The sequence below is a fragment of the Pseudoxanthomonas wuyuanensis genome (genome assembly GCF_900215535.1).
GTDB classification, from domain to species: Bacteria; Pseudomonadota; Gammaproteobacteria; order Xanthomonadales; family Xanthomonadaceae; genus Pseudoxanthomonas_A; species Pseudoxanthomonas_A wuyuanensis.
In genome coordinates this window covers 12,460-39,340 of sequence record NZ_OCND01000001.1, presented here as the reverse complement: position 1 = coordinate 39,340, position 26,881 = coordinate 12,460, and the positions used below count along the sequence as shown (strand labels likewise).

25 protein-coding genes are annotated in these 26,881 nt (G+C 67.0%); 12 read left to right on the top strand and 13 right to left on the bottom strand.

Going from position 1 to position 26,881, the window contains the following annotated elements; all coding sequences use genetic code 11:
• Window positions 1–14 precede the first annotated feature (14 nt).
• The 4 genes from CRO39_RS00175 to grxC form a co-directional block, all read right to left on the bottom strand.
• On the bottom strand, window positions 15–1,343 hold the full coding sequence (locus CRO39_RS00175) for a Na+/H+ antiporter NhaC family protein (RefSeq protein ID WP_097119858.1): 1,329 nt from the start codon (window positions 1,341–1,343) through the stop codon (window positions 15–17).
• A 133-nt stretch (window positions 1,344–1,476) separates the two neighbouring features.
• Entirely contained in the window at window positions 1,477–2,484 is a 1,008-nt protein-coding gene (locus CRO39_RS00170; RefSeq protein WP_097119857.1) for an isocitrate dehydrogenase, read from the bottom strand.
• Window positions 2,485–2,826: 342 nt separating this feature from the next.
• Complete coding sequence (locus CRO39_RS00165; protein WP_097119856.1) at window positions 2,827–3,228, bottom strand: carboxymuconolactone decarboxylase family protein; 402 nt, start codon at window positions 3,226–3,228, stop codon at window positions 2,827–2,829.
• 141 nt (window positions 3,229–3,369) lie between these two features.
• Window positions 3,370–3,657 (bottom strand): glutaredoxin 3, encoded by a 288-nt coding sequence (grxC, locus tag CRO39_RS00160; RefSeq protein WP_097119855.1) that lies wholly within the window; start codon window positions 3,655–3,657, stop codon window positions 3,370–3,372.
• A gap of 166 nt (window positions 3,658–3,823) precedes the next feature.
• On the opposite strand from grxC, the gene CRO39_RS00155 reads away from it, so the two are divergent.
• From CRO39_RS00155 to CRO39_RS00125, 7 genes are all read left to right on the top strand, one after another.
• The gene (locus CRO39_RS00155; protein WP_097119854.1) at window positions 3,824–5,467 is read left to right on the top strand and encodes a M48 family metalloprotease; all 1,644 of its coding nucleotides are present in this window, start codon (window positions 3,824–3,826) and stop codon (window positions 5,465–5,467) included.
• A gap of 83 nt (window positions 5,468–5,550) precedes the next feature.
• A complete protein-coding gene (gene phoB, locus CRO39_RS00150; protein ID WP_097119853.1) occupies window positions 5,551–6,240 on the top strand; it encodes a phosphate regulon transcriptional regulator PhoB in 690 nt (229 codons plus the stop codon).
• Window positions 6,241–6,566: 326 nt separating this feature from the next.
• Entirely contained in the window at window positions 6,567–7,907 is a 1,341-nt protein-coding gene (phoR, locus tag CRO39_RS00145; protein WP_097119852.1) for a phosphate regulon sensor histidine kinase PhoR, read from the top strand.
• Window positions 7,904–9,994, top strand: coding sequence for a polyphosphate kinase 1 (gene ppk1, locus CRO39_RS00140; RefSeq protein WP_097119851.1), 2,091 nt, complete (start codon window positions 7,904–7,906; stop codon window positions 9,992–9,994). Before phoR ends, ppk1 begins: the two co-directional genes overlap by 4 nt.
• A gap of 260 nt (window positions 9,995–10,254) precedes the next feature.
• Window positions 10,255–11,784 carry an exopolyphosphatase gene (gene ppx, locus CRO39_RS00135; protein ID WP_097119850.1) on the top strand — a complete coding sequence of 510 codons (1,530 nt, stop codon included), beginning with the start codon at window positions 10,255–10,257 and terminating at the stop codon, window positions 11,782–11,784.
• Window positions 11,785–11,871: 87 nt separating this feature from the next.
• Window positions 11,872–13,011 carry a glycosyltransferase family 4 protein gene (locus tag CRO39_RS00130; protein WP_097119849.1) on the top strand — a complete coding sequence of 380 codons (1,140 nt, stop codon included), beginning with the start codon at window positions 11,872–11,874 and terminating at the stop codon, window positions 13,009–13,011.
• Window positions 12,989–13,540, top strand: coding sequence for a phosphatase PAP2 family protein (locus CRO39_RS00125; protein ID WP_097119848.1), 552 nt, complete (start codon window positions 12,989–12,991; stop codon window positions 13,538–13,540). Before CRO39_RS00130 ends, CRO39_RS00125 begins: the two co-directional genes overlap by 23 nt.
• A gap of 181 nt (window positions 13,541–13,721) precedes the next feature.
• Here the strand turns inward: CRO39_RS00125 and CRO39_RS00120 are convergent, their stop codons facing one another.
• From CRO39_RS00120 to CRO39_RS00090, 7 genes are all read right to left on the bottom strand, one after another.
• Entirely contained in the window at window positions 13,722–14,603 is an 882-nt protein-coding gene (locus tag CRO39_RS00120; RefSeq protein WP_097119847.1) for a carbon-nitrogen hydrolase family protein, read from the bottom strand.
• Window positions 14,600–15,205, bottom strand: a complete 606-nt coding sequence (locus CRO39_RS00115) for a GNAT family N-acetyltransferase (protein ID WP_097119846.1) — start codon at window positions 15,203–15,205, stop codon at window positions 14,600–14,602. Before CRO39_RS00115 ends, CRO39_RS00120 begins: the two co-directional genes overlap by 4 nt.
• A gap of 111 nt (window positions 15,206–15,316) precedes the next feature.
• The gene (locus CRO39_RS00110; protein WP_097119845.1) at window positions 15,317–15,745 is read right to left on the bottom strand and encodes a hypothetical protein; all 429 of its coding nucleotides are present in this window, start codon (window positions 15,743–15,745) and stop codon (window positions 15,317–15,319) included.
• A 7-nt stretch (window positions 15,746–15,752) separates the two neighbouring features.
• Window positions 15,753–17,132 carry a cell envelope integrity protein CreD gene (gene creD, locus CRO39_RS00105; protein WP_097119844.1) on the bottom strand — a complete coding sequence of 460 codons (1,380 nt, stop codon included), beginning with the start codon at window positions 17,130–17,132 and terminating at the stop codon, window positions 15,753–15,755.
• 216 nt (window positions 17,133–17,348) lie between these two features.
• Window positions 17,349–18,779 (bottom strand): two-component system sensor histidine kinase CreC, encoded by a 1,431-nt coding sequence (gene creC, locus CRO39_RS00100; protein WP_097119843.1) that lies wholly within the window; start codon window positions 18,777–18,779, stop codon window positions 17,349–17,351.
• Window positions 18,780–18,957: 178 nt separating this feature from the next.
• Window positions 18,958–19,632: a two-component system response regulator CreB gene (gene creB, locus CRO39_RS00095; protein WP_097119842.1), complete on the bottom strand. Its 675-nt coding sequence runs from the start codon at window positions 19,630–19,632 to the stop codon at window positions 18,958–18,960.
• A gap of 73 nt (window positions 19,633–19,705) precedes the next feature.
• Complete coding sequence (locus tag CRO39_RS00090) at window positions 19,706–20,401, bottom strand: FMN-dependent NADH-azoreductase (protein ID WP_097119841.1); 696 nt, start codon at window positions 20,399–20,401, stop codon at window positions 19,706–19,708.
• Window positions 20,402–20,500: 99 nt separating this feature from the next.
• On the opposite strand from CRO39_RS00090, the gene CRO39_RS00085 reads away from it, so the two are divergent.
• Both CRO39_RS00085 and CRO39_RS00080 read left to right on the top strand, forming a co-directional pair.
• Window positions 20,501–21,448, top strand: coding sequence for a LysR substrate-binding domain-containing protein (locus CRO39_RS00085; protein ID WP_097119840.1), 948 nt, complete (start codon window positions 20,501–20,503; stop codon window positions 21,446–21,448).
• Between the two features lie 9 nt (window positions 21,449–21,457).
• Window positions 21,458–22,312 carry a 23S rRNA (adenine(2030)-N(6))-methyltransferase RlmJ gene (locus CRO39_RS00080; RefSeq protein WP_097119839.1) on the top strand — a complete coding sequence of 285 codons (855 nt, stop codon included), beginning with the start codon at window positions 21,458–21,460 and terminating at the stop codon, window positions 22,310–22,312.
• A 315-nt stretch (window positions 22,313–22,627) separates the two neighbouring features.
• On the opposite strand, the gene CRO39_RS00075 is transcribed toward CRO39_RS00080, so the two are convergent.
• Window positions 22,628–23,572 carry a YwqG family protein gene (locus CRO39_RS00075; RefSeq protein ID WP_097119838.1) on the bottom strand — a complete coding sequence of 315 codons (945 nt, stop codon included), beginning with the start codon at window positions 23,570–23,572 and terminating at the stop codon, window positions 22,628–22,630.
• Window positions 23,569–24,513 (bottom strand): cation diffusion facilitator family transporter, encoded by a 945-nt coding sequence (locus CRO39_RS00070; RefSeq protein WP_097119837.1) that lies wholly within the window; start codon window positions 24,511–24,513, stop codon window positions 23,569–23,571. Before CRO39_RS00070 ends, CRO39_RS00075 begins: the two co-directional genes overlap by 4 nt.
• Before the next feature lie 265 nt (window positions 24,514–24,778).
• On the opposite strand from CRO39_RS00070, the gene CRO39_RS00065 reads away from it, so the two are divergent.
• The 3 genes from CRO39_RS00065 to CRO39_RS00055 all read left to right on the top strand — a co-directional run bounded on the left by CRO39_RS00065 (window position 24,779) and on the right by CRO39_RS00055 (window position 26,848).
• Window positions 24,779–25,321 carry a GNAT family N-acetyltransferase gene (locus tag CRO39_RS00065; protein ID WP_097119836.1) on the top strand — a complete coding sequence of 181 codons (543 nt, stop codon included), beginning with the start codon at window positions 24,779–24,781 and terminating at the stop codon, window positions 25,319–25,321.
• A gap of 189 nt (window positions 25,322–25,510) precedes the next feature.
• Window positions 25,511–26,560, top strand: a complete 1,050-nt coding sequence (locus CRO39_RS00060; RefSeq protein WP_097119835.1) for a class I SAM-dependent methyltransferase — start codon at window positions 25,511–25,513, stop codon at window positions 26,558–26,560.
• A gap of 15 nt (window positions 26,561–26,575) precedes the next feature.
• Complete coding sequence (locus CRO39_RS00055) at window positions 26,576–26,848, top strand: DUF4242 domain-containing protein (RefSeq protein WP_097119834.1); 273 nt, start codon at window positions 26,576–26,578, stop codon at window positions 26,846–26,848.
• Window positions 26,849–26,881: the final 33 nt, after the last annotated feature.

Here is a 26,881-nt window from a genome sequence, read left to right as displayed (position 1 = left end):
AAAACCCCGGGCGTTCACGTGCCGCCAGACGGCTCCACCGGTGCATGGCGGCGTCTTGCCGGCCACAGCATGAAACCGACCGCCACCAGCGCCAGCAGCCAGCAGTAGTAAACGCTGCCGGCCAACGCCAACGGCGACACCGCCGCCAGCGACGATGCCAGCAGTATCTGGGCGCCGTAGGGAAGCACGCCCTGCATCACGCAGGCAAAGATGTCCAGCACGCTGGCCGAACGGCGCGGCGTGATGTCGTGGCGTTCGGCGATGTCCTTGGCCAGGCTGCCGGAAATCAGGATCGCCACGGTGTTGTTGGCGCTCAGCACGTCCGTCCCTGCGGCCAGCGCGGCAATGCTGAACTCGCCCGACCGCCGTCCGGTATGGCCGCGGGCGAAGCGGGCGATGGTCTGCGCCAGCCAGTCCATGCCGCCGGCGGCTTTCACCAGCGCGGCCAGGCCGCCGACCAGGATCGACAGCAAGGTCACTTCCAGCATGCTCTCGAAGCCGGTGTAGATATCGCCGGCGAAGGCCACCAGATCGTAGTCGCTGCCGAAAAAGAAACCGAACAATCCGGCCACCACCAGCCCGATTCCCAACACGACGACGACATCCAGCCCCAGCAGCGCCAGCGCCAGCACCACCAGATACGGCAGCACCAGCCAGGCGGACGCGCCGCCGGGTGCCTGTACCGGCGCGGCATCGGTAAATGCCACCAGCAATGCGATCGTCGCCAGCGCGGCCGGCACGGCGATCTTGAAGTTCTCGCGGAACTTGTCGCGCATGTCCGCGCCCTGGCTACGGGTGGCTGCAATGGTGGTGTCGGAAATGATCGACAGGTTGTCGCCGAACATGGCCCCGCCGATCACCGCCCCGATCACCAGCACCCGGTCCATTCCCGCCGCATCCGCCACTCCGAGCGCGATCGGCACCACCGCCGCCAGCGTGCCCATCGAGGTGCCGATGGACAGCGACACGAACGCCGCCACCAGGAACAACCCCGGCAGGATCAGGCTGGCCGGCAGCGCCCCCAGGCCCAGCGCCACCACCGCGTCCACCGCGCCGATGGCCCGCGACACCGTAGCGAAGGCGCCTGCCAGCAGGAAGATCAGGCACATCAGCATGACGTTGCTTTCGCCCATGCCCGACAACAGCGTCGGCATTGGCGCAACGCCACGGCGCTTGGCCAGCCACGCGCCCAACGCCAGCGCGGGCAGGATCGCGACCGGCGCGCGCAGCTGATAAAAGCCCATCGGCTCGCCCTGCAGCGTGTAATAGATGCCGGCGCCGAAGAACAGCGCCAGGAACAGCAGGATCGGGGTCAGCGCGGCGGCATTGGGGCGGACGGTCATTGGGGTACCTGGTTCGGCAATCCGGCGATTCTGCGGCCTGCCACCGGCCGCACCAAGTCCCTGAATAGGACAGCGACGAAACAAAAACGGGACGCCCTGCGTCCCGTTTCCGTATCCGCAGCCGTTGCGACGTTCAGACCCGGCTGGCGATGGCCTTGGCGAAGCTCATGGTGGTGCCGGTACCGCCCAGATCCGGGGTCAGCGAGTCCTTGGCTTCCAGCGTGGCGATGATCGCCGCGCGCAGGCGCTCGGCCTTCTCCGGCTGGCCGATGTGGTCCAGCATCTGCGCGGCGCCCAGCAGCAACGCACACGGATTGGCCACGCCCTTGCCGGCGATATCCGGCGCCGAACCGTGCACCGCCTCGAAAATGGCCGCTTCGGTGCCGATATTGGCCCCCGGCGCCAGGCCCAGGCCGCCAACCAGGCCCGCGCACAGATCGGAGATGATGTCGCCGAACAGGTTGGTGGTGACGATGATGTCGAACTGTTCCGGGCGCATCACCAGCTGCATGCAGGTGTTGTCCACGATCATCTCGTTGCACTCGATCTCCGGGTATTGCGCAGCCACTTCGCGCGCCACCTTCAGGAACAGGCCGGAGGTGGTCTTCAGGATGTTGGCCTTGTGCACCACGGTGACCTTCTTGCGGCCGGTCTTGCGGGCCAGATCGAAGGCATAGCGCACGATGCGCTCGGAACCCTTGCGGGTGACCTTCTGGGTCAGCAGAGCGGTTTCGCCGTCCTCGGACAGGGACTGGCCTTCACCGATGTAGGCGCCTTCGGTGTTCTCGCGCACCGTGATCAGGTCCACGCCCGAGGGGAAGCGCGACTTGGTGTTGGGGAACGACTTGGCCGGGCGGACGTTGGCGTACAGGTCGAAATGGCGGCGCAGGGCCACGTTGATGGAACTGAAGCCCTCGCCCACCGGCGTGGTCAACGGGCTCTTCAGCGCCACGCGATTCTTGCGGATCGAATCCAGCGTCGCCTGCGGCAGCAGCTCGCCATGCTTTTCCAGCGCGACCATGCCGGCATCGGCTTCCTCGTAGGTCAGGCCTGCCTTCAGAACGTCGAGCACATGCAGGGTGGCGTCCATGATCTCCGGGCCGATACCATCGCCGCGGATGACCGTAATCGTCTGGGTCATTGAGTAGTATTCCGAACAGGGGGCGAGCGCCGGCCGGGGCCGTGGCGCGCTCGCGAAAGGAAGATTGGTTTACCAATTATGCCTGAACGGTCGGCAGGGGCCCAAATCGACCTTGGTCTGAAGGACGAGGAACGAGGAACCAGAAGGTGCTCTTCTGGCCTTGCTTCTCTCCTGGCAAGGGGGTGACCGCCATTCGGCGGTTGAAGAGCATTTGAGGAGGGGTTGCTGTTGCTCCCCAACAGCCAAGCAAATCCCCGGTCCGCCCAGCCAGCCCGGCAACAAGAGGAACGGAACTCGTCCAAGCCCGTGGTCCCTGGTCCCCGGTCCCGGGTCCCCAACCCCTCAGCCGTGGTCGTGCGCCGCCGGCATACCGGCCTCGCCGGCCTCCAGCTGATCCAGGAAATCCACTGCCCGGCGCAGATGCGGGATGACGATGGAGCCGCCAACCACCAGGCCGACCGAGAACGTTTCGAAGAACTCCTCGCGGCTCACTCCGGCCTCCTTGCACTGGGCTACGTGGTAGCTGATGCAGTCGTCGCAGCGCAGCACCATCGACGCCACCAGGCCCAGCAGTTCCTTGGTCTTCACGTCGAGCGCACCGGCCTGGTAGGTCTGGGTGTCCAGCGCGAAAAACCGGCGCACCACCTGGTTGGGCTCGGCCAGGATGCGCTGGTTCATGCGCTGACGGAATTCGGTGAATTCGCGCAGGCGGTCTTCGGTAGGGTTGGCGCGGTCTTTGCCCATGGCGGTTCCAGAAGGGGGAGGAAGGGAGGGATGCCGGTCGCCATCGCAGGCGCCGCAAAACCGGTTGGCGGCTCGTCCGGCCCGGCCATCCGTAGCCGGGCGTTCGCGGGCGCAGGCGGCAATACCGCCCCGCGCGCCTGCTCAGCCGGCCAGCAGCGGTTCGAGTTTGCCGGCCCGGTGCAGCGCAATCAGGTCGTCATAGCCGCCGACGTGGGTCTCGCCAATGAAGATCTGCGGCACGCTGGTGCGCCGGGTCTTGCCGAGCATCGTTTCGCGGGCGGCCGGGTCCAGATCGATACGGACCTCGCTCCAGGACTGCCCTTTGCTTTTCAGGAAGTTCTTCGCCGCCACGCAGTAAGGGCATATGGCGATGGTGTATATGATGATTTCGGGTGCCGCAGCACCGGTGTTGCCTTCGCTCAAGGGAATTCTCCGGCGGGATTCAGGTCCAATATGGGTCGCCCGCTGGCCGGTTTCCAGTCGCGTGGCGGAACACTGCGGCCCGTCCCGGGCCGGTTAACCGCAGATTCACGCCTTCCGCTGGTGGACACGTCATCCTGCCGGCGCCCGTCATTATCTCCCATGGAGTGTCCGATTGCGCCGCCTGCTGCTCTGTACCGCACTGACCCTGGCCCTGGCCGCTCCGCTGGCATCGTCGCAGGATTCCAGCCTTCCGGACATCGGCTCGTCGGCCGGCGAGTTGCTGACGCCCGCGCGCCAGGCCGAGTACGGCTCGATGATGCTGCGCGAGCTGCGCAACTACGGTTACCTGCTGGAGGACCCGCTGCTCAACGACTGGCTGCAGGGCATCGGCAACCGGCTGGGAGCCGATAGCGACCTGCCCCGGCAGTCCTACACGTTCTTCCTGATGAAGGACCGCCAGATCAACGCCTTCGCCACGCTGGGCGGCTATATCGGCATGAATGCCGGGCTGATCCTGACCGCCGAGCGCGAGGACGAGATGGCAGCGGTGCTTTCGCACGAAATCGCCCACGTCACCCAGCAGCATGTGCTGCGCGGGGTCGAACGCGCCCAGCGCGATCAGATTCCGATCCTGCTGGGCATGCTGGGGGCGATCCTGGTCGCGCAGAGCGCCGGCGGCACCTCCAGCGGCGACGCCTCGCAGGCGGCCATCGCCTCGGCGATGGGACTGATGGCGCAGCGCCAGATCGACTACACCCGTTCCAACGAATCCGAAGCCGACCGGGTCGGCATCCGCACCCTGGCCCGGGCCGGCTACGATGCCGACGCGATGGCCGGTTTCTTCGCGCGGATGTCGCAGGCCATGCGCGGCAACCGCAGCAACGAATACTACGAAGTCCCCGACTACCTGCGCACCCACCCGGTCACCACCACCCGCATCAGCGAGGCCCAGCAACGCGCCGAGCAGATGCGCAAGGATCACGTCACCCTAATCACCCGCGTGCCCGGCGGCGGCGAGCGGATCGAAAGCTTCAATCCCAATGCCATCGTCGTGCCGGAAACGGCCAGCGACAACCCGCTGATGCCGCTCAACGTGCGGCTGCCGTCGGAGATGTTCAGCGGCGGCGCCAGCGGACAGTTCGACTGGGCGCGCGAGCGCTTGCGCGTGCTCAGCGCCACCACCCCCCAGGCGGCGGCGCGCGAATACGAGAGCCTGCGCCGGGAAAGCGGCAAGCCGCTCAACGACGCGCAGAACTACGGCCTGGCCCTGGCCCATCTGCAGGGCGGCAACGGCAGCGCGGCCGTCACCGAACTGGCCGCCCTGCTGGACAAGCACCCCGGCAATCTGTGGCTGGAACTGGCGCTGGGCGAGGCCGAGTCGCGCAGCGGGCGGACCGTGGCGGCCAACCAGCGTTTTGCGGCGCTGCTGCAGCGGATGCCCAACAACCGCGCGGTGGCGCTGACCTTCGCCAAGGTGCTGAACGAACAGGGCGGCCCCGAGTCCGGCCGGCACGCCCAGGCCGTCTTGCGGCCGTTGCTGGGCCGCTCGGGCGACGATCCGGTGTTCCAGCAGTCGTTTGCCCGTGCCAACGAACTGGCCGGCGACCAGGTCCGCGCCGGCGAGGCCTACGCCGAGGCCGCTTTCCTGAACGGGCGGCCCGAGCAGGCGCTGATCCAGCTGCAGAACCTGAAAAAGCGCGACGACCTGGATTACTACGCCCGCGCCCGCATCGATGCCCGCATCGCCTTCATCACCCCGCAGGTGCTGGAACTGCGCCGCCAAGGCGTGCGCGACCCGGATGTGCGGCGCCGCTGATTACATGACAGGGCCGGGACTGTCATGTTTTAGTCATAAAATTGTCGTCTACTGGCACCGACCCCACAGGCAACGGTATCCGCGTGCAGAAGCACATCCTGATCGTTGACGACGAACCCGCCATCCGCGACATGGTCGCCTTTGCCCTGCGCAAGGGCGACTACGAACCCATCCATGCCGGCGACGCGCGCGAAGCGCAGAACGCCATCGCCGACCGCGTCCCCGACCTGATCCTGCTGGACTGGATGCTGCCCGGCACCAGCGGGCTGGAACTGGCGCGGCGCTGGCGCAAGGACACGATGACCCGCGACGTTCCCATCATCATGCTGACCGCGCGCGGCGAGGAGAACGACCGCGTCGGCGGCCTGGAAGCCGGCGTCGACGACTACGTGGTCAAACCGTTCTCGGCGCGCGAACTGCTGGCCCGCATCCGCGCAGTCATGCGCCGTTCGCGCGAGGACGACGAGGACGGCAGCGTGGGCGTGGGCGAGCTGCGCATCGATGGCGCGGCCCACCGGGTGTTCGCCGGCGACGTCCCGGTGCCGATCGGCCCTACCGAATACCGCCTGCTGCATTTCTTCATGACCCACCCCGAGCGGGTCTACAGCCGCACCCAGTTGCTGGATCACGTCTGGGGCGGCAGCGTCTATGTCGAGGAGCGCACGGTCGATGTCCACATCCGCCGCCTGCGCAAGACGCTGGAGCCGCATGGACTGGAAAACATGGTGCAGACGGTACGCGGCTCCGGCTACCGGTTCTCGGCTTCGGTCTGAGGCGGTAAGCGGCCGAACGCGGAATCGAGGCGGCGGCGCGGGCACCCTGGGCGGCGTGCGCTCGGCATGGTGGGCGTGCCGCACCCCGTGGCGCTGACCCCGGATGCGCCGAGAAGATCGGGGCAACAGAAACGTCAAAATGGATCCCAGCTTGCGCTGGGATGACCAGCACAAGGAGATGCGCGCAGCTCCGCCCGCCTGCGACCCACCGCCCAATTCCACTCCTCACTCCTCACTCCTCACTCCTCGTTCCTCGCTCCTCATCTCTCCTTCCCAGCCCATCCCCATTCCCCAACACTGTCATACACATCTGCCACAATCGGTCCATGCCCTACTACGCCCGTTCCGCCTGGTTCAAAACGCTCGGTCAGCTGGCCGCGATACTGGTCGCAGCGGTGGTGGCGGGTCTGTTGCTGGGCCAGGTCTGGCCGGTAGTCACGCTGGCGGCGCTGGGAGTGGTGGCGTGGCACTACTGGCGCCTGCGCGAAGTGCTGGTACGGCTGACCGCGCGCCAGCGGCTTGAACCGGCCAAGGGCAAAGGCGTCTGGAACGAACTGGACCGCCTGCTGTACCGCAGCCAGGCCGAGATGCGCGCGCGCAAGCGCCGCCTGCTGGACATGCTGCGCGCCTACCGCGCGGCGGCGGCGGCGCTGCCCGATGCGGTGGTCGTGGTCGAACGCAACAGCCAGCGGGTGCAGTGGTTCAACAAGGCCGCCACTTCGCTGCTGGGGCTGCAGTACCCGGGCGACATCGGCGCCGCCATCGGCGACCGCCTGCAGCCGCTGCCGATGTCGCACTGGCTGGCCGCCGGCCGCAATGCCGAGCCGATGCTGGACGCGGCTTCGCCAGTGGACTCCAACCTGCGGCTGAACCTGCGCCTGATTCCGTACTCGGACGAGTACTGGCTGCTGGTGGCGCGCGATGTCAGCAAGATGCTGCGGCTGGAGCAGATGCGCCGCGACTTCGTCGCCAACGTCTCGCACGAGCTGCGCACCCCGCTGACCGTGGTGCATGGCTATCTGGACATGCTGGATCCGGCGGAATCGCCGGAATGGGCGCCGATGCTGGCGGAAATGCAGAAGCAGTCGCAGCGGATGACGCAACTGGTCGAGGACCTGCTGACGCTGTCGCGGCTGGAAGCGCAGGACAGCCTGCCCGACGAAAGCGTGGCGATGGCGCCGATGCTGGCCACGCTGCGGCGCGAAGCCGAAGCGCTCAGCCACAAGCGCCACACCATCATCGTGCAGGACGAGGCGGGCGTGGATCTATGGGGTTCCAACAAGGAGCTGCACAGCGCCTTCTCCAATCTGGTCAGCAATGCGGTGCGCTACACGCCGGTCGACGGCACCATCACCATCCGTTTCAGCCGGGAGGCCGACGGCAGCGCCGTGCTGGGCGTGCGCGACACCGGCTACGGCATTCCCGCTTCGCACCTGCCGCGCATCACCGAGCGCTTCTACCGTGTCTCGACCAGCCGTTCGCGCGAAAGCGGCGGCACCGGCCTGGGCCTGTCGATCGTCAAGCATGTGCTCAACCTGCACCAGGCGCGCCTGGAAATCGAAAGCGAGGTGGGCCACGGCAGTCTGTTCTCGGTGCATTTCGGCCCCGAACGCGTGCATCCGCGCAATGACGCTTCCCTCCCTCTCAATCAAAGCCAGCTCGCATGAATGCCGCCCTCGAAACCCCTGCCGCCGGAGGCAATGTCGACGATGCGCTGCGCGACCCGGCGCTGTACCTGAATCGCGAACTGTCGCAGCTGGACTTCAATTTCCGCGTGCTGGCGCAGGCGCAGGACCCGTCCGTGCCGCTGCTGGAGCGGTTGCGCTTCCTGTGCATTTCCTGCACCAACCTGGATGAGTTCTTCGAAATCCGCGCCGCCACCGTGCGCCATGCGCTGGATTTCGGCCTGCCGCCCGGTGCCGACGGCCTGAGCCCGGCGGTGGTCCTGAACCGCATCCACGACCGCGCCGCCGAACTGGTCGATGCGCAGTACAAATGCTGGAACGAAGTGCTGCGCCCGGCGATGAACGAGGCCGGCGTGCGGGTGTTCGGCCGCGGCAGCTGGAATGCGCGGCAGACGCGCTGGCTGCGCGCGTATTTCCGCAACGAGATCATGCCGGTGCTGTCGCCGCTGGGATTGGACCCGGCGCATCCGTTCCCGAAGATCCTCAACAAGTCGCTGAACATCGTGGTGGTGCTGAAGGGCAAGGATGCGTTCGGGCGCGCCGGCCACCTGGCCATCGTGCGTGCGCCGCGCTCGCTGCCGCGCATCATCCACCTGCCGCAGCGTGTCTCGGGCGGCGAAAACGACTTCGTGCTGCTGTCCTCGGTGCTGTCGGTGTTCGTGGACGAGCTGTTCCCCGGCATGGAGGTCAAGGGCTCGTACCAGTTCCGGGTGACCCGCAATTCCGAACTGGTGGTCGACGAGGAGGAAGTGGAAAACCTGGCGCTGGCGCTGCGCGACGAACTGGTGGGGCGCGGCTACCGGCCGGCGGTGCGGCTGGAAATCGCGCACGACTGCCCCAAGCCCATCGTCCGCACGCTGCTGCAGAACTTCGACCTGACCGAAAATGCGGTGTACCCCATCGATGGCCCGGTCAATCTCAACCGGGTCATCCAGGTCTACGATCTGGTGCAACGCCCGGAACTGAAGTATCCCGCCTTCACCCCGCGCACGCTGCGCGACAGCGACACCATCTTCGAGAAGGCCGCCGAAGACGACATCCTGCTGCACCATCCGTTCGATTCCTTTGCGGCGGTGCTCGAACTGATCAAGCAGGCGGCGCTGGATCCCCATGTGCTGGCGATCAAGCAGACGCTTTACCGCACCGGCAAGGACTCGGCCATCGTCGATGCGCTGGTGCAGGCCGCGCGCAACGGCAAGGACGTGACCGTGGTGGTGGAACTGCGCGCGCGTTTCGACGAGGACGCCAATCTGGGCGTGGCCGACAGGCTGCAGGAAGCCGGCGTGCAGGTGGTCTACGGCGTGGTCGGCTACAAGACCCACGCCAAGATGCTGCTGATCGTGCGCCGCGAGGGCAAGAAACTGCGTCGCTACGTGCACCTGGGTACCGGCAACTACCATAGCGGCACCGCACGCGCTTACACCGATCTTGGCCTCATCACCTCCGACAACGATATCGGCAACGACGTGCACCTGCTGTTCCAGCAGTTGTCCGGGCTGGCGCCCTTGACCAAGCTCAAGCGCCTGCTGCAGTCGCCATTCACCCTGCACGCCGGGCTGCTCAAGAAAATCGAACGCGAGGCGAAACTGGCGCGCGCCGGCAAGCCGGGCCGCATCGTCGCCAAGATCAATGCGCTCAACGAACCGCGCATCATCCGTGCGCTGTACGCCGCATCGCAAGCCGGCGTCAGCGTGGACCTGATCGTGCGCGGCGCCTGTGCGCTGCGCCCAGGCGTCCCCGGCATCTCCGACAATATCCGCGTACGCTCGATCGTCGGCCGCTTCCTCGAACACAGCCGGGTGTACTGGTTCGGCAACGACGGCGCGCCGGAACTGTATTGCGCCAGCGCCGACTGGCTGGAACGCAATCTGCTGCACCGGGTGGAAACCTGCTTCCCCATTCTGGACCCGGACCTGGCCCGCCAGGTCTATCAAGACGTGTTGCAGAACTACCTGGACGACAACGTGAACGCATGGGAGCTGGATGCCAACGGCGAGTACCGCAAGCTGGTCCCGGCGGAAGGACAGCTGCCCCACTCGGCGCAGGCGATGCTGCTGTCGAAGGTGTAGCGCGCCGACCGGCGTTGCGCCGGCAGTGCCGGACTTGGCCCGCCGTCTTTTCCGCTGCCGGATGGTCCCGATGATTGCCGGGATGTCCGAAGGATGGCAACGACGGGCCAGGGCCCGCCCTACGCAACGGCATCTGCGGCGCTTCTTGCAGGACCTTCGACACCCTTGGGCGATACGATCGCGACTCATCCGTGTCGGCATGCCGGTACGACTCCCGCAGATTGCGGCATCCGCAACCAACACCCGCTAAACTTCCCGCCATGCCGCCCCTTCCCCCTCCCGCCTCGCCGCCGCTTCAGGATGGCGATCTGTTCGCAGCGATCGATCTGGGGTCCAACAGTTTCCACATGGTGGTCGCACGCTACGTGCTGGGGCAGCTGCGGGTGGTGGACCGGTTGCGCGAAACCGTACGCATGGCCGATGGGCTTGATGGCAAGGGTGGACTCTCGGACGCAGCGCGCCAGCGCGCGCTGGATTGCCTGGCCCGCTTTGGCCAGCGCATCCGCGAGGTGCCGCCCGCCCGCGTACGTGCGCTGGCAACCAATACCGTACGCCAGCTGTCGTCGCCGCAGCAGTTCCTGGTGCCCGCCGAAGCGGCGCTGGGCAAGGCGATCGAAGTGGTGTCCGGGCGCGAAGAGGCGCGCCTGATCTACCTGGGCGTGGCCCATGCGCAACCGCCCAAGCCGGGGCAGCTGCGGCTGGTCATCGATATCGGCGGCGGTTCCACCGAATTCATCATCGGCCGCGGTTTCGAGACGCTGGAACGCGAAAGCCTGCAGGCCGGCTGCATTGCCAGCACCCGCCGCTTCTTTGCCGGCGGCAAGCTGTCGAAGAAGCGCTGGAAGGACGCGCTGACCGAACTGGGTTCGGAATTCCAGCAGTTCTCCGGGCTGTACCGCAATCTGGGCTGGCAGGAAGCGGTCGGCTCTTCCGGCACGCACAAGGCCATCGGCGAAATCTGCGCGGCGATGAAGCTGACCAAGGGCGCCATCACCGCCGACGCGCTGCCGCAATTGCGCGACCGGCTGCTGCAGGCGGACCGCATCGACGACATCGACCTGCCCGGGCTGTCCAACGACCGCCGCCCGATCATCGCCGGCGGCGTGCTGGTGCTGGAGGCCGCGTTCGAGGCGCTGGGGCTGCAACGGCTGATGGTCAGCAAGGCGGCGATGCGCGAAGGCATCCTCTACGACATGCTGGGCCGCGGCAGCGACAACGACCCGCGCGACCTGTCCACCGCCGCGCTGATGCAGCGCTACGGCATCGACGAATTCCAGGCCGCGCGCGTGGAAGCCACGGCGATGCGGTTGTTCGAACAGGTGGAGGACAGCTGGGGCCTGGACGACGACGACGCGCGCATGCTGATCTGGGCCGCGCGCCTGCACGAGATCGGACTGGCCATCGCGCACAGCCAATACCATGCGCACGGCGCCTACGTGCTGGAGCATTCGGATATTTCCGGCTTCTCGCGGCAGGAACAGCAGGTGTTGGCCGCGCTGGTGCGCACCCACCGCCGCGGCATCCCCAAGAATGCCTTCGACGCCATTCCCGACCGCCTGTTGGTCAGCGCCAAGCGCAAGGCCGCGTTGCTGCGGCTGGCGGTGCTGCTGCACCGCGCGCACGAGGCCGAACCCATCCCGACCCTGGATCTGACCGCCATCGGCGAAGAACTGCGGCTGGTGGTGGGCAAGGACTGGATTCACGCGCGGCCGCTGCTGAAATCGGACCTGCTGGGAGAACCGGAGGACATGCAGGGCCTGGGTGTCGTTTTCAGGCCCTTCGTTGCCTGAACCTGCGGCGCCGTCACCGCAGCGTCATCTGTCTGCAACAACCAGGTCATTGCGCCGCCGCAGCATACGCAAAACGTGGAGCCGCGTATGCGCTATGCCATCGTCACCGAAACCTACCCGCCCGAGGTCAACGGCGTTGCGCTGACCGTGCAGGGATTGGAACAGGGGCTGCGCAACCGCGGCCACCTGGTTTCGGTGGTGCGCCCGCGCCAGGACGGCGATGCGGCGCCCAACGGCGACCTGCTGGTCCGCGGCGCCAGCCTGCCGCGCTATCCGGGGCTGAAGTTCGGCCTGCCGGCGACCCGCAAGCTGATGCAATTGTGGAAGGAATCAACGCCGGATGCGATCTATGTGGCCACGGAAGGCCCGCTGGGGTGGTCGGCGCTGCGCGCGGCGCGGCGCTGCGGCATTCCCGCCGCAACCGGTTTCCATACCCGCTTCGACGAATACATGCGCGACTACGGCGCCGCGTTCCTGCAGAAGAGCGCGCTGCGCTGGATGCGCCGTTTCCACAACAGCGCCCAGGCCACGCTGGTGCCGACGCGCGAACTGGCGGAATTCCTGCAATCGCATGGATTCGAACGGGTGGTGCGGCTGGCGCGGGCGGTCGATATCGGCCAGTTCGGCCCAGGCCGCCGCGACGACGCGTTGCGTTCGCAATGGGGACTGGGCCAGGACGGGCTGGCGGCAATCTACGTGGGCCGCATCGCTGCCGAGAAAAACCTGCTTCTGGCGGTCGCCGCCTTTCGCGAACTGCAGCGCAGCCGTCCGGACGCGCGCTTCATCTGGGTTGGCGATGGCCCGATGCGCGAATCGCTGGCGCGCGCCAACCCGGATTTCATTTTCTGCGGCGTGCAGCGCGGCGACGACCTGGCGCGGCATTTCGCCAGCGGCGATCTGTTCCTGTTCCCCAGCCACAGCGAGACGTTCGGCAACGTGACGCTGGAGGCCATGGCCAGCGGCGTGGCGACGGTGGCGTTCAACTACGGCGCCGCGCGCGAGCATCTGCGCGACGGCGCGCACGGCGCGGCAGTCGACAGCGATGCCGGATTCATTGCCGCCACCGTCGAGCTGGGCCGACAGGATGCGCTGCGCCAGGCGATGGGCGCTGCCGCCTGCGCCTCGGTGCAGTCGCTGCAGCCCGAGCAGGTGGCCGCCGATTTCGATGAGCTGCTTTCCGGATTGGTCGACACGAGGAACCGCCATGCGCCAGCCGCCGTCGCGTAACGTTCTGCTTGGCCGCGACACCGGCTGGTGCCTGCGCGCCAACCGTTGGTGCGAACGCCACCCGGTGCGGCGCTTCTTCGCCGCGGTCAGCCGCCTGGGCGATGGCGTGTTCTGGTACGCGCTGATGGGCGCGCTGATCGCGTTCGACGGCCTGCATGGGCTGGCGGCGGCGGCGCATCTGGCTACGACCGGCGTCATCGCGCTGACGCTGTACAAACTGCTGAAGCGCTGGACCCGGCGGCCACGGCCGTTCGCCGCCGACATGCGCATCCGCGCCTGGATTGCGCCGCTGGACGAATTCTCGTTCCCGTCCGGGCATACCCTGCACGCGGTCGCCTTCACCATCGTCGCGCTGGCGCATTACCCATCGCTGGCGCCGTTGCTGATTCCGTTCGCCGCCTGCGTGGCGGTGTCGCGCGTGGTGCTGGGGTTGCACTATCCCAGCGATGTCCTGGCAGCCACGGCAATCGGCTCGCTGCTGGCAGCGCTGTCGATCTGGATCGTACCGGGCGTCAGTCTATTCGCCTGAGTTCGTCTATACCCGCTGTCCTTGTAGGAGCGACGTGAGTCGCGATTGCGAGTCCGGCAACGATGGCAGCCTGCCTGTTCATCCGCGCACGCCGCGGCGCGTTTTCATCGTGCGCCCCGAGCGGCTGGCGGGGTGCCATCGCGACTCACCTCGCTCCTACAGTAGGGATAAATACCGCGCGCTATAGCGGCTCGACCTGCGCACGCACGATGGTCGGCAGCGACTGCGCCGGCCAGTCGCGATCATTGGCCACCTGCGCCACGGCACGGCTGGCTTCGAACGCGGCAAAATCCAGATCGGCAATCGCCCAGACCTGATCGCCGGTTGTCTGCGCAACGATGCCATCGGCCGGGAAACCCGCATCCATCGGCGCATAGATCGTCGCCTCGCCAGTATTCACATCCAGCGCCGGACTCCACGGCGCGTGGCCGGCGGTGACCGATTGCGCAACGAACATGCGGTTTTCCAGCGCACGCGCCAGGCAGCCAACACGCACCCGGGTGGCGCCGGCAAGCGTGTCCGTGCAACTGGGCACCAGCAGCAATCGGACGCCGGCCTCGTACTGTGCACGCACCGGCAACGGGAACTCGACGTCGTAGCAGACCGAAATGCCGGCGCGGATGCCGTCGGCCTGGAAGGCCTTCAACACATCGCCACCGTCGATGCTGCCGGCCGATTTCTCGAAGCCGGTCAGCTGCAGCTTGTCCTGCCAGCCGTGGCGGCCTTCCGGGGTAAACCAGTACGAACGGTTGCGGTAGCGTCCTTCGCCGGACGCCAACAGGAAACTGCCGGCAATCACATGCATGCGCTGTTCCGCTGCGATCCGCGAAAACAGCTCCAGCCACGGCGCATGCAGGGACTGGATGGCCTGCAGCGAGGCGGCCAGATCGCCGCGTACGCCGTCATCGAAGACCGCCCCCAGTTCCAGCGACAGGTATTCGGGTAGCACCGCGATGCGCGCGCCCTGCCGCGCCGCCGCTTCCAGCAGGCGGGCCTGCTTGTCGGCAAAGGCGGCAAAGTCGCGCACCGGCTCAATCGGGTATTTGGCCACGGCTGTCTTCATGCCCTTGGCTCCAGCGGACGCAACCAGAAGGTCAGCGCATGGATCACTTCGCCTTCTCCCGCTTCCTCCCATGGCAGCAGCATGGTCATGCCCGGCTGGCGCACGTAACCGCGCTTTTGCCAGAACGCCTCGTTGCCGCGGTGGTGCGGCGGCCTGCGCGGGTCGCCGGCGTCGCGATCCACCGAACAGAACGCGGTCCAGCGGAACCGGCCCAGCTGCCGCGCGTGCTGCTCGCGGTGGTCGAAGAACGCATGGCCGATGCCGCGTCCGCGGTACTGCGGCAGCAGCACCGATTCGCCGAAATAGAACACGTCCGGCACCGCGATGCCGGCGGTGACGAACGGCCGCGAGAACGCCGCGCCGTCGTCGGCCAGCGGCAGCCCGGTCGATGCGCCGACGACCTGTCCTCCGTCGAAGGCCAGCACGAACAGGCTGTCCTTCGACTGCGCATAGGCGGCCAGATAATCGCGTTCGTAGCCCATATCGCCCCGGTACAGATACGGCCAGTCGCCGAACACGGCAATGCGCAGGCGGGCGACCTCATCGAGATAGGGAACGATTTCCGGGCCGCGGAAAAGGCCGATGGCATGCGCAGAATCCATCCCTGAACTCTAACGCACGCCACCGGCCGGGGCGAAACGCCGGGGGTTGGCAGCTTGTCCTTGCCGCACCCGCCCGGCTCCAATCACTCGACGCCGCCAGCCGAGCCGGCGTCAGCATGTCCATGGGCCTGCCTCCCAGCCAGCGCACAGGCCGCGGTCGTTCCATCCGTACACCGCCAGCTGCTGGCCAGGGATCAGCCACAGCGTGGCGCGGCCATCGACGCTGCAGGTGACAAAGCCCATCCCGTGCGGTGCCGCCACCGTCTGCCATGGACCGTAGCGCAGCGGCGGCCGCCTGCGGCCCAGGCCTTCCCGGGCCGTGGTCGCCTGCTTCAGATAGTCCAGCGGTGCCTGCGCCAGCCCGGCCAGGGTTTCCGTCGCCAGCCGGAAACGGATGGCTCCGCTCCGGCAGCGCCGGATCAGCAACCGCATCGCGTCCGGCCGCTCGGCGCCATCCGCATCGGACATCAGCGCAGTGGTCTGCAGGCGTATGGGCAACACCCGGCTGGCACGCTGGTGCAGGATTTGCGGGTCCAGCATGTCGGTCTCAGCGCAGCGAACTGCCCAGCTCGTACCAGTCGACCTTGCGGGTCACCCACATGATGGCGGCCAGGATGCCGAACAGCAGAAGCGAGCCCATCAACAGCGCGTTGTTTTCTGACACCAGCAGCCCGTACAGCACGCCATAGAGCGCGGTCAGCATCGCCGCAAAGCCCGCCGCGCGCCGCCAGCTCTTCAGCACGCCGGACAGGTACACCGCCTGCAAACCGATGCACGCGCCCGCCGAAGCCAAATACGCTTTCCAGAATTCAATGTGCTCGGACAGGCTGAGCAGCAGCAGGAAGAAGATCGCCAGCGCCAGGCCGACCAGCAGGTACTGCAGCGGGTGTATCGGCAGGCGCTTGATCAGTTCGAACAAGGCGAAGCCGACAAAGGTCAGCACCACGAACAGGATGCCGTACTTGCTGGCGCGGTCGGCCTGGGTGTAGACGTCGACCGGGTCGACCAGGCTGACATCGATGCTGTCGATGGCGGTTACGCTGGCGCCTTCCATGGCCGCGCCGCCATAGGCCTTCTGCCGGCTGGTCAGCTTTTCGCCGTCATGGCGGCCAAGCTGGGCCTGCGCATCGCTGGCCAGCGACGAGATTTCCCAGCTTGCGCTGAAGCCCTTGCTGTCGATGGTGCGGTCATTGGGCAGGAAGCGGCCGCCGAACAGCGGGTGCGGCCATTCCGAGTGCAGGCGGATGCGGTTGCTGTCGGCAACCGGCGCGATGCCCAGCGACTGCGTACCGGCCAGCGCGAAATCCAGTTGCAGCTGGCTGGCGGGCAGCGTTGCCGCAGCGTCGGCGCCCGGCGCCGGCAGCATCGCGTGCACGCCGGCCATCCTGGCGGACATTGCACCGGTACCGGACTGCAGCGCCAGGTCGGCGCCGTCGATGGTCAGCTTGGGCGTACCGACCAGGCCGCGCACGTCGACAATGCCTACGACCAGATAGGGTTGGCCATACTTGCGGCCTTCGGTTTCGGTCAGCGCCAGTTCCGGAAAACCGGCATGCAGTTGCGCCGACCACTGGAACACGCGCACGTCGTACAAGCCGATGCGGCGGGTGTCCGGCGCCATGCCGCCGCTGACATCCATCGTTTCCGGCGTCTGGTACAGATAGCCCTCGGTGGTTTCCACCCGCGTTTCCGGCCGGCCATCGGCGCCGGTGGCGGCGACGGTGCGGGTGTCGGTCCACGGCACGACCCGCAACGGCCCGACCAATTGCTGCGGACCGGCCATGCTCTGCGAAACGCGCTCCTCGGCCTGCGCGCGGTAGCGTTCGCGATCGTGCACGGTGCCGCGAATCATCAGCAGCGGAATCAGCAGCAGCAGCACAAGCCCGCCCACGGTAAGAAAACGCAACAGCAACTTCAGCGACTTCATCGGTTTGCCCCGGTTGGAATACAGGGCGCAGCTTGCGGCCCGGTTGTGGGCGGGCGTTGTGCCGGGTTTGAAGTCTGTGTGAAGTGGCGCCCGGCATTCTGCGCCCAATCGAGAACCTTCTCCTTGTGGGAGCGACGTCAGTCGCGATGAAGCTTTACCGGGAGAGCTTCATCGCGACTGACGTCGCTCCCACAAAGAAACAAAGGCTTCGGTCCGCTAAGCCAACGGCAGCCGCAGCCTCGCCTGCGCGCCGCCGGATTCCAGATTGGTCAGATCCGCCTGGCCGCCGTGCAGTCGCGCCACTTCGGCCACGAATGGCAGGCCCAGCCCGGAGCTGCGCGGCTCGCCGCCGGGACGCGGCAGCGAATAGAAGCGTTCGAATACGCGCTGGTGGGCGTAGTCCGGAATGCCCGGCCCCTGATCGCTCACCCGCAGCTCCAGCATGCCGTCGTCTATCGTGCCGGACAGGAAGATCGTTCCGCCGGGCGGCGAGAACGCGATGGCGTTGTCGAGCAGGTTGGAAAGCGCCTGGCGCAGCAGATAGGCGTCGCCATGGATGATCGCCGCGGGGTCTTCGACCTCCACCGACAATGCCAGTCCCGCCGCCGCCAGCTTGGCCGATACGCCTTCGCCTGCTTCCGCCAGCAGCGCCGCGACGGCGACCGGTTCGTGCTTCTGCAGCCAGCCGTGCTGTTCGACTTCGGCCAACGCCAGCAGCTTGTCGATGGTTTCGGTCAGCCGCTGCTGCTGGGTCTGGATGTTGCGGGCAAAACGCTGGCGCTCCTGTTCCGGCAGCGGCTCCTGCAGCAGTTCGGCGGCGCCCCGAATGGCCGCCAGCGGGCTCTTCATCTCGTGGGTCAGCGATTGCACGTACTGCTCCACATAGGCCTTGCCTTCCAGCTTGCGGCGCATCTGCTCCACCGCACGGCCCAGGTCGCCGATTTCGTCGCGGCGCGGCGGCGGCGGCGCCACCGGCTGGCCGGCGCTGACCGCCTGCGCATAGCGGTTGAGCCGGTTGATGCCGCGCATCAACCACCACGTCATCAGAATGCCGATCAACGCCGACAAGCCGATCAGCCATCCTCCCTGACGAATGATGCTGCGCTGGCTGGCAGTGATGAACGGGTCGATGCTGGCATTGGGCTGGGCCAGGGTAAGCACGCCGATCAGCCGATCGCCGTCGCGGATCGGCGCGGCAACGTGCATCACGGTGCGGGTATCGTCGCCCGGCGTTTCCGGGCTGGAACGGGCGCCGTATTCGCCGCGCAAGGTGCGGTAGACGTCGTTCCAGCGCGAATTGTCGCGGCCCAGGTCGCGGCCTTCGGAATCGAACACGACAATGCCGGCCGCATCGGTGATGGTGATGCGGTAGTCGACGCGGCGCTTGGGAAAGCGCCAGATGGTGGCGCGCAGGTCGCGTTGCTGCGCCTGGGCCAGGTCGCGCATGAACTTGCCGTCATTGATGCGCCCGGCCTTCAGATCGTCGGCAGCCATCACCGCCAGCACATTGGCGGCATCGACCAGGGTCGACTCCATCGCCTGCCGCACTCCCGGCTTGACCTCGTTGACGAACACGCGCATCACGAAGAACGCGGCCAGCCCGACGATCAGGAAGAACCCCAGGAACAGCCGCAGGCCCAGGCGCATCAGAGGGTGTTATCAACGTTGGAGCGAGTGCGAAGGCCGCCGCCGCGTTGCCCGGCTTGAGCACCTGCCCGGCGTGGGCACCCGCCCGGCGTGGGCGCCGCCGGAAGGACGGCGCCGGGCGTCCTGCTGCAACGGCGCTGGCGGACAATGCATCTCATCTCCAAGCCCATGACATCCTCTAGATCTCGAACGCGTAGCCGAGGCCGCGGTGGGTGCGGATGGGATCGTTCTCCACCCCGGCGGCGCGCAACTTGGTCCGCAGCGTCTTGATGTGGGTATCGACGGTGCGGTCGGCGCTGTCGGCATCGCTGTCCCAGCCGCGGTCCATCAGCTGCGCGCGGCTGAGGATGGCGCCCGGGCGCTGCAGCAGCGCAGCCATCAGCGCGTACTCGTAGCGGGTCAGTTCCAGCGGCTGGTCGCGGAAGCGGATGCGGTGGCCTTCGCGGTCGACGGCGAATTCGCCATGCGTGGTCCAGCCTTGCGGCATCGGCGGCTGGCTGCGGCGCAGCCGCGCGCGCACCCGCGCCACCAGCTCGCGCGGCGAGAACGGCTTGGCCATGTAGTCGTCGGCGCCCAGTTCCAGGCCCAGCACGCGGTCGATCTCGTCGTTGCGCGCGGTCAGGAAGATCACCGGCACCTGGCTGAAGCCGCGCAGCTCGCGGCACACATCGAAACCGCTGACATCCGGCAGGCCGACATCCAGCACCACCAGGTCCACGCCGCCAGCGCGCAGGCGCGGCACCACGTCCCGTCCCAGCAGACGGTGTTCGGCCTGCATGCCCTCGCTGCGCAGCGCATACAGCACCGCATCGGCAATGGCGGGCTCGTCTTCGGCAATCAGAATCGTCGGCATGGCGGGCAGGATATAGGGCAATGGCGCCGTTGGGCAGCCGCGGCGCGGCCTGCTCGGGAATTGACGACACGCGCTAGCCGCACGCCGTTGCTGCGCCCGCATCCCCGGCCAGCACGTCCACCCAGCGGTCCACTTCGGCTTCGGCTTGCCGCAACGATTGCGCCAGGCGCTCATCGCCGAACTCGTCGTACTCCACTGCCACGCTGGCGGCGCAATCGATGCCAATGTACTGCAATGGCGTGGCGACGCCGTTTTCGACGTGGTTCATGTGCACCAGCCGCTGTCCCGGCGCATAGCCGAAATCACCGCGCGCGCTGAGGATGACCAGCCGCTTGCCCTGCCCCGCCAGCATGGGCCAGTAAGGCTCGCCCGGGCGCTTGCGGTCGAACCCGAACGTACGCCCGACCCTGACCACGTTGTCGATGTAGGCCTTGAACTGCGCGGGCATCCCGAAGTTGTACATGGGCACCCCGGCGACGATCAGATCGCTGGCTACCAGCTCATCGACCAGGCTGTCGCTCTCGGCCAGCGCCTGCTGCATCCAGGGTTCCCGCCGCGCCGGCGGCGTGAACGCGGCGCGGATCCAGTCGCCAGTGACGGGGGAAGGGGGCGCCGCGCCGATGTCCCGGTAGGTCACCGTGTCGCCCGGCCGCAGCGTGCGCCAGCGTTCGACGAAACGCGCACTGAGCCGGCGCGTATGGGAGCCATGAGCCTGTTGGCCGGACCGGCCGGGGCGCGCGCTGGCATCCAGATGCAGAATCCTGAACATATCTCACCTATCATTTGAAAGACCGGGACAACCAGCCCCGTTGGCGACATGATTTCAAGCCGCGCCAACCAACAAAAGCGATGATTTCTCTGCCATAAGATGAAAATTTCTCATCCAGATCAGGCTCGTCCCAGGCGCCAGCTGCCGCCGTTGGGTTCGCTGCGGGTGTTCGAGGCTGCCGCGCGCCACCTCAGCTTCCGGCGCGCTGCCGACGAACTGGCCATCACACCCACCGCCGTCAGCCACCAGATCCGCGCGCTGGAGGAACGTCTGGGGGTGTCGTTGTTCAAGCGGCAGTCGCGTGCGGTGCAGCTGACGCGGGCGGGCGCAATGCTGTTTCCGGTGGTGCGCAACGCGCTGGACGACATCGCGCAGACGCTGGACAGCCTGCGCCCCGGGCATGCGCGGCCGATCGTCACGCTGTCGGTCACCCGCGGATTCGCCGCGCGCTGGCTGGTGCCGCGCCTGCCCGGCTTTGCGGCTACCGGCGCGGACATCGATCTGCACCTGCACGCTTCCGACGAGCCGGCCGACCTGCACAACCACGGTGCGGATCTGGCGGTGCGCTACGGCGGCGGCCAGTACCCCGGCCTGAGCGCGGAATATCTGCTGTCCAACGAGTTCGTCGCCGTCGCAAGCCCCTGGCTGGGACCGCTGACGTCCGCGCAACTGGCGCATACGTCCATCCTGGCCTACGACTGGCGCCTGCAGGATGAGCGCACGCCGGATTGGCCGCGCTGGTTTCGCGAGGCCGGGCTGACCATGCCCAAAGGAATCCGTCTGCTGCAGTTTTCCGACGAGGCGCATGCCATCCAGGCGGCAATCGCCGGACAAGGCGCGGTGCTGGCCAACCGCGTCCTGGTGGCCGACGAACTGCGCGACGGAACGCTGCAGGCATTGCCCGGCCCGGTACTGCGCGGGTTCGACTCGCACCTGGTGTGGCCATCGGCTCGCGATGCGGATCCTGCATTGTTGCGGGTAAGGCAATGGTTGAAGAATGAAGCCGCAGCCTGTCAGCTGCGCAGCCCCGGGCCGCCGACCGCGTAGACTGATCGCATGAACTACCGCCACGCCTTCCATGCCGGCAACCATGCCGACGTCCTCAAGCACATCACGCTGTTGGCGCTGATTGAAGCGCTGAAACGCAAGGACTCGCCGTTCTTCGTGCTGGACACCCATGCCGGACGCGGGCATTACCTGCTGAGCGCAGCGGAAAGCCGCAAGACCGCCGAAGCCGATGCCGGCATCCTCAAGCTGATGGGCGAGCCGAAAGCGCCGGAAGCGGTGGAACGCTACCTGCGCGCCGTCCAGGCCATCAACCCGGTCGGCGCACTGGTCGCCTACCCCGGCTCGCCGCTGCTGGTGGCGCAGGCATTACGCATTCAGGACCGCCTGGCCGCCTGCGAACTGCAACCGGAGGAAGCGCAGGCGCTGAAGGAACTGTTCGCCCACGATGGCAGGGTGGCCGTGCATGCGCGCGATGGCTACGCCGCCATCAAGGCGTTGCTGCCGCCCAGGATTGGCGAAACCCGGTTCGCACGCGGGCTGGTGCTGATCGACCCGCCGTATGAGATACAGGACGCCGAATACCCGCAAATCATCGCCACCCTGCGCGAGGCGATGGCGCGCTGGCCCAATGCGATCTACGCGGTCTGGTACCCGATCAAGCTGCGCCGCAGCCTGATGCATTTCTTCCGCAAGGCGGCAGCGCTGCCGGCCAAGTCCGTGCTGCTGGCCGAACTGCAGATACGCCCGGACGATTCGCCGCTGCGGCTCAACGGCAGCGGCATGCTGATCCTCAACCCGCCCTGGCAGTTCGACCAGGAGTTGGCCCCCGCCCTGCCAATGCTCAAACGCGTGCTGGGCGAGGCCGGCGCCACCACCCGGCTGGAGTGGTTGAAACAGGAATAATCCATCCGCGCCCTGTGGAGCGGACCAGTCGCGATGGAGTGTTTCCGGGAGCCCGTCGCGACTCACGTCGCTCCCACAACAGCCGAATACGGAAGCGGGCTGGTTCGTACAAGCCTGTCCGGAGCAACCTCAATCGCGATTGCGGGCCCGCCAACGATGCCGCTTGCCTGTTCGCCATCCGCGTGCGCGGCGGCGCATTGTTCGCCTTGCGCACCGAGCGGCTATCGGGACCCACTCGGCTGACCTCGCTCCTACACGCGCTGCAACGCCGGCGCCCTGGAGCGACCGTGCAGCCTTGAAGCGTCATGGCGCCGGCTAGTAGCAATCCCAATGAAACGCCACGCGGCTGAAATCCGCACGCACCAGATCCTGCTGGCGAATGAAGAAATTGGCCACGCCCGAATCGCCCCACATCATCTGATCGTCGCTGTCCAGTTGCAGCAGCAGCAGCCAGCCCCCGCCCGGTGCGCGCGGATCGCTCTGGGTAAAGTCCGGGTGGCCGCCCAGCTTGTGGCCAAAACGTTCCAGCGATTCGTACAGCGCATCGCTTACCTCATCCTGCGGCAAGCCGTTGGCGCTGGCATAGCGGGTGGCAATCTCGTCGACCGAAGCGCCGGCCACCTGTTCGAAACCGGCATCGTTGGCGCCGATGGTCTCTTCGCCGGCGGCGAACAGGATCCGTCGCGGCCTGGTCGGGTCGAACGGCAGGAAGTCGCCCGGCCGCGGCTCGGGCACGGGAGCGGCGTCGGCGGACAACGGCTGCGGCCAGTACACCACGCGAAAACCGTGCGGCTCGGCCAGCGCCTCCATCTCCATCGGCCCATCGAGGCCGGCGCCATAGAAATCGCCGGCGGAAATGAAGAACTGCAGCAGACCATGCTGCGGATAGCCGGGCATCGCGGCTTCGGCCAGATCGATCTGCGCCAGCAGCGTCATCGGCGTACCGTCGGCGGTGGCGGGGAATGGCTGTCCAGCCGGCCAGTACGCGCGGCCGCCCAGTTTGCTGGCCAGCAGTTCGTCTCCAGCCCAGGGCTGCGGGATCAGTTCCCGCTTGGCGCGGACCGTCGCCGCCAGCGCCGCCTGATGGGGTTGCAATGCGCGTTGCGCCGATTCTGTCATGTCGCCCCCACGGTTCTTCTGCGATTCTGTTTTCAGCGGCCCCTGCATTGCCCGGTAACCGACAAACGATAAGCCGGCCAGCGCGGCCAGGCCGGCCAGGACGATGGCGGCGGACAAGGCGATGGCGGCGGGAGTTCTCATGCGGCCGGTGCGCCCTGCCTGCCCACCTGCTGGGCGCGCGGCAGATCCGGTTCGAAGAATGTCCAGCGCACCACCGGAAAATCGGCCTTCAGTTCGTCTTCCACCCGGTTGATGTCCAACAGCAACGCATGCACATCCTCGCGCTGCCGCATGACCGCCTGCACCGACACCACCACCTCATTGCCCTGCTGCAAGGTAATGACATGGATCAGCTTTTCGATTTCGGCGCGCGCTTTCAGATAGTCCAGCAATCGCTGTTCCAGCACCGGATCGACGCTCTGTCCAATCAGCATGGCCTTGATTTCGATGGCCACCAATACCGCAATGACGATCAGCAGCGCACCGATCGCCATGGTGCCGATGGCATCCCACAGCGGATTGCCGGTGATCACCGACAGCACCACCGCCAACAGCGCGAATAATAAGCCCAGCAGCGCGGCCAGATCCTCACCGAAAATCACCACCAGTTCGGCCTGCCGGCTGTCGCGGAACCAGCGCCACAGCGAACGGCCGCCGCGCGATTTGTTTACCTCCTGCAGGCAGGCGCGCATCGATATGCCTTCGGCCACGATGGCGAAGGCCAGCACGCCCACCGCCCAGCCCCATTGCCGCAGCGGCTCGGGCCGCTGCAGCTTGTGTACGCCCTCGTACAGCGAGAACATTCCGACGATGCTGAACAGCATCACCGCCACCAGAAACGACCAGAAGTAAATGGCGCGGCCATAACCCAGCGGATATTCCGACGAGGCCGGCCGCCGCGCCTGGCGCAGGCCCAGCAGCAACAGCAACTGGTTGCCGCAGTCGGCCAGCGAATGGACGGTTTCGGCCAGCATCGCGCCGGAACCGGTTACAAAGGCCGCCACGCCCTTGGCGGCGGCAATCGCCAGATTCGCTCCCAGCGCAAAGAAAATCGCGCGCGTAGAATCACCGCCACCTGCCATGGGAATATCCTCTTCGTCCGGCGGTAATTCTAGGCGGAGCCATTAACTTTGGGGGCGGATGCATTGTGCCCGGGTCGCCGCCGCCGGCCGGTGCGCCCGTCGTCGCTCGGGTCGGCCATGCGCAACCACCTGGCAACCGCTGGAAAACACCGTGACTTTCCCTATCGGTCCAGAACGTGTCGTCGCTTCCCGGGCAGGCCGCTCGGGAATCGACGACACGCCCTAGAGCAACCATTCACTGCAGACGTGGGATGATCCAGCCATCATGACCGGCCACAAGCGACTTCCTCCCTGGCACGAGCAGTTCCGCCTTCCCAGCGGACGCGAGCTGCTGATCCGTCCGATTCGCCCGGAGGATGCCGGTCCCATCCGCGGCGCCTTCAGCCTGCTGGGGCCGGACGAAATCCGCCAGCGTTTCCTGTACGCGCTCAAGGAACTGACCCCGGAAATGGCGCAGCGGCTGAGTCAGCCGGACCCGCAGAACGAATTTGCGCTGGTGGCCACCGAGCCGCTGCCGCCCGGCGAAGCGCTGGTTGGCGCGGTGGCGCGCGCGGCGGTCGTCGGACGCAGCCGCGATGCCGAGTTCGCCATCCTGGTCAGCCATTTCATCGCCGGACAGGGCCTGGGCCGGCACCTGATGCGCAAACTGGTCAAATGGGCCAAGTCCAAGAAGCTGGACCGGCTGTACGGCGACGTGCTGGACAGCAACCTGCCGATGCTGCAGCTGGCGCAGTCGCTGGGCTTCAACCGCGTACGCGAACTCGATACCCCCGGCCTGGTGCGGGTGGTGCTGGATCTCAATCCCTGACAGAACGGCCTGGCCCGCTTGGGGCTGAGCCCCTCGATTCTCCGTCTGGGTGTCCGGCCGGATTGAATGCCCGCACCGCCGGCGGATTCGCCGTCGCTTCCCGTTTGTCCTGCCTGTGCCCCGGCCCCCGTTGCCCCTAGTGGGGAGCCCGCGGCAGGCCCTGCCGTTGTTCGGCGCGGGAGTGGTCCCATGAGCATCAGCGAAGCGAAACTCAACGATTTTCTCGGCAAGGCGGTCGGCGACCTGGGCGCGGCAATCAGCGCCACGTTGATCCTGGCCGGCGACCGGCTGGGCCTGTACAAGGCCTTGGCGCAAGGCCCTGCCACGTCGGCCGAACTGGCCGCACGCACCGGCACCCACGAGCGCTACGTGCGCGAATGGCTGGCCAACCAGGCCGCCGGCGGCTACCTGAGCTACGAGCCCGACAGCGGCCGCTACCGGCTGGAGGAAGAACAGGCGCTGTGCCTGGCCGACCCGGGCGGGCCGGTCGATCTGCCCGGCGCCTACTACATCATCGAGGCGGTGTTCCACGCGCTGGACCGTACGGTCGACAACTTCCGCAGCGGCGAAGGGCTGGAATGGGGCGAACACCACCCGTGCCTGTTCCACGGCACCGAGCGCTTCTTCCGCGCCGGCTACAACGCGCATCTGTTGAACGAATGGTTGCCGGCGCTGGACGGCGCCGCCGCCAAGCTGAGCAGCGGAGCCAAGGTGGCCGACGTGGGCTGCGGCCATGGCGCCAGCACGGTGCTGATGGCGCAGGCCTACCCGCAGTCGCAGTTCGTCGGCTACGACTATCACCCCGAGTCGATCCGCATCGCCGGCGAACGCGCGCGCAGCGTCGGCGCCGACAATGCGCGCTTCGAGGTGGCCGATGCGACCGGTTACCACGATAGCGACTTCGACCTGATCGCGTTCTTCGACTGCCTGCACGACATGGGCGACCCGGCCGGCGCAGCGCGGCACGCGCGGCAGGCGTTGAAAGCCGACGGTCACTGCCTGCTGGTGGAACCGTTTGCCGGCGACCGCGTCGAAGACAATCTCAACCCGGTGGGGCGCGTGTACTACGGCGCGTCTTCGCAGATCTGCGTGCCGGTGTCGCTGGCGCGCCAAGGACCGGCGCTGGGCGCGCAGGCCGGCGAGGTCCGCTTGCGGGCAGTCATGGAAGAGGCCGGTTTCAGCCAGTTCCGCCGCGCCGCGCAAACCCCTTTCAACCTGGTATTCGAAGCACGCCCCTGACATGAGGAGACCGACATGCCCCGCTACGTCATCGAACGCGACATCCCCGGCGCCGGCAAGCTGTCGCCGCAGGAACTTCACGCCATCTCGCAGAAGTCCTGCGATGTATTGCAATCGCTGGGGCCGAAAATCCAGTGGCAGCACAGCTACGTCACCGCCGACAAGGTGTATTGCGTCTACATCGCACCGAACGCCGAGATGATCCGCGAACACGCCCGCCAGGGCGGATTTCCGGCCGACCGGGTTTCTGAAGTAAACACCATCATCGACCCGCTTACCGCGGAGTGAGCGGCGGCGCACCGCCGGACGGCAGCGGTTAAA

Bases quoted from the DNA above. Each gene is read 5' to 3' on its own strand.
- CRO39_RS00175 (WP_097119858.1), bottom strand. From the start codon at position 1,343: ATGACCGTCCGCCCCAATGCCGCCGCGCTGACCCCGATCCTGCTGTTC.
- CRO39_RS00170 (WP_097119857.1), bottom strand. From the start codon at position 2,484: ATGACCCAGACGATTACGGTCATCCGCGGCGATGGTATCGGCCCGGAG.
- CRO39_RS00165 (WP_097119856.1), bottom strand. From the start codon at position 3,228: ATGGGCAAAGACCGCGCCAACCCTACCGAAGACCGCCTGCGCGAATTC.
- phoR (WP_097119852.1), top strand. From the start codon at position 6,567: ATGCCCTACTACGCCCGTTCCGCCTGGTTCAAAACGCTCGGTCAGCTG.
- ppk1 (WP_097119851.1), top strand. From the start codon at position 7,904: ATGAATGCCGCCCTCGAAACCCCTGCCGCCGGAGGCAATGTCGACGAT.
- ppx (WP_097119850.1), top strand. From the start codon at position 10,255: ATGCCGCCCCTTCCCCCTCCCGCCTCGCCGCCGCTTCAGGATGGCGAT.
- CRO39_RS00130 (WP_097119849.1), top strand. From the start codon at position 11,872: ATGCGCTATGCCATCGTCACCGAAACCTACCCGCCCGAGGTCAACGGC.
- CRO39_RS00125 (WP_097119848.1), top strand. From the start codon at position 12,989: ATGCGCCAGCCGCCGTCGCGTAACGTTCTGCTTGGCCGCGACACCGGC.
- CRO39_RS00120 (WP_097119847.1), bottom strand. From the start codon at position 14,603: ATGAAGACAGCCGTGGCCAAATACCCGATTGAGCCGGTGCGCGACTTT.
- CRO39_RS00115 (WP_097119846.1), bottom strand. From the start codon at position 15,205: ATGGATTCTGCGCATGCCATCGGCCTTTTCCGCGGCCCGGAAATCGTT.
- CRO39_RS00110 (WP_097119845.1), bottom strand. From the start codon at position 15,745: ATGCTGGACCCGCAAATCCTGCACCAGCGTGCCAGCCGGGTGTTGCCC.
- creD (WP_097119844.1), bottom strand. From the start codon at position 17,132: ATGAAGTCGCTGAAGTTGCTGTTGCGTTTTCTTACCGTGGGCGGGCTT.
- creC (WP_097119843.1), bottom strand. From the start codon at position 18,779: ATGCGCCTGGGCCTGCGGCTGTTCCTGGGGTTCTTCCTGATCGTCGGG.
- creB (WP_097119842.1), bottom strand. From the start codon at position 19,632: ATGCCGACGATTCTGATTGCCGAAGACGAGCCCGCCATTGCCGATGCG.
- CRO39_RS00090 (WP_097119841.1), bottom strand. From the start codon at position 20,401: ATGTTCAGGATTCTGCATCTGGATGCCAGCGCGCGCCCCGGCCGGTCC.
- CRO39_RS00085 (WP_097119840.1), top strand. From the start codon at position 20,501: ATGAAAATTTCTCATCCAGATCAGGCTCGTCCCAGGCGCCAGCTGCCG.
- CRO39_RS00080 (WP_097119839.1), top strand. From the start codon at position 21,458: ATGAACTACCGCCACGCCTTCCATGCCGGCAACCATGCCGACGTCCTC.
- CRO39_RS00075 (WP_097119838.1), bottom strand. From the start codon at position 23,572: ATGAGAACTCCCGCCGCCATCGCCTTGTCCGCCGCCATCGTCCTGGCC.
- CRO39_RS00070 (WP_097119837.1), bottom strand. From the start codon at position 24,513: ATGGCAGGTGGCGGTGATTCTACGCGCGCGATTTTCTTTGCGCTGGGA.
- CRO39_RS00065 (WP_097119836.1), top strand. From the start codon at position 24,779: ATGACCGGCCACAAGCGACTTCCTCCCTGGCACGAGCAGTTCCGCCTT.
- CRO39_RS00060 (WP_097119835.1), top strand. From the start codon at position 25,511: ATGAGCATCAGCGAAGCGAAACTCAACGATTTTCTCGGCAAGGCGGTC.
- CRO39_RS00055 (WP_097119834.1), top strand. From the start codon at position 26,576: ATGCCCCGCTACGTCATCGAACGCGACATCCCCGGCGCCGGCAAGCTG.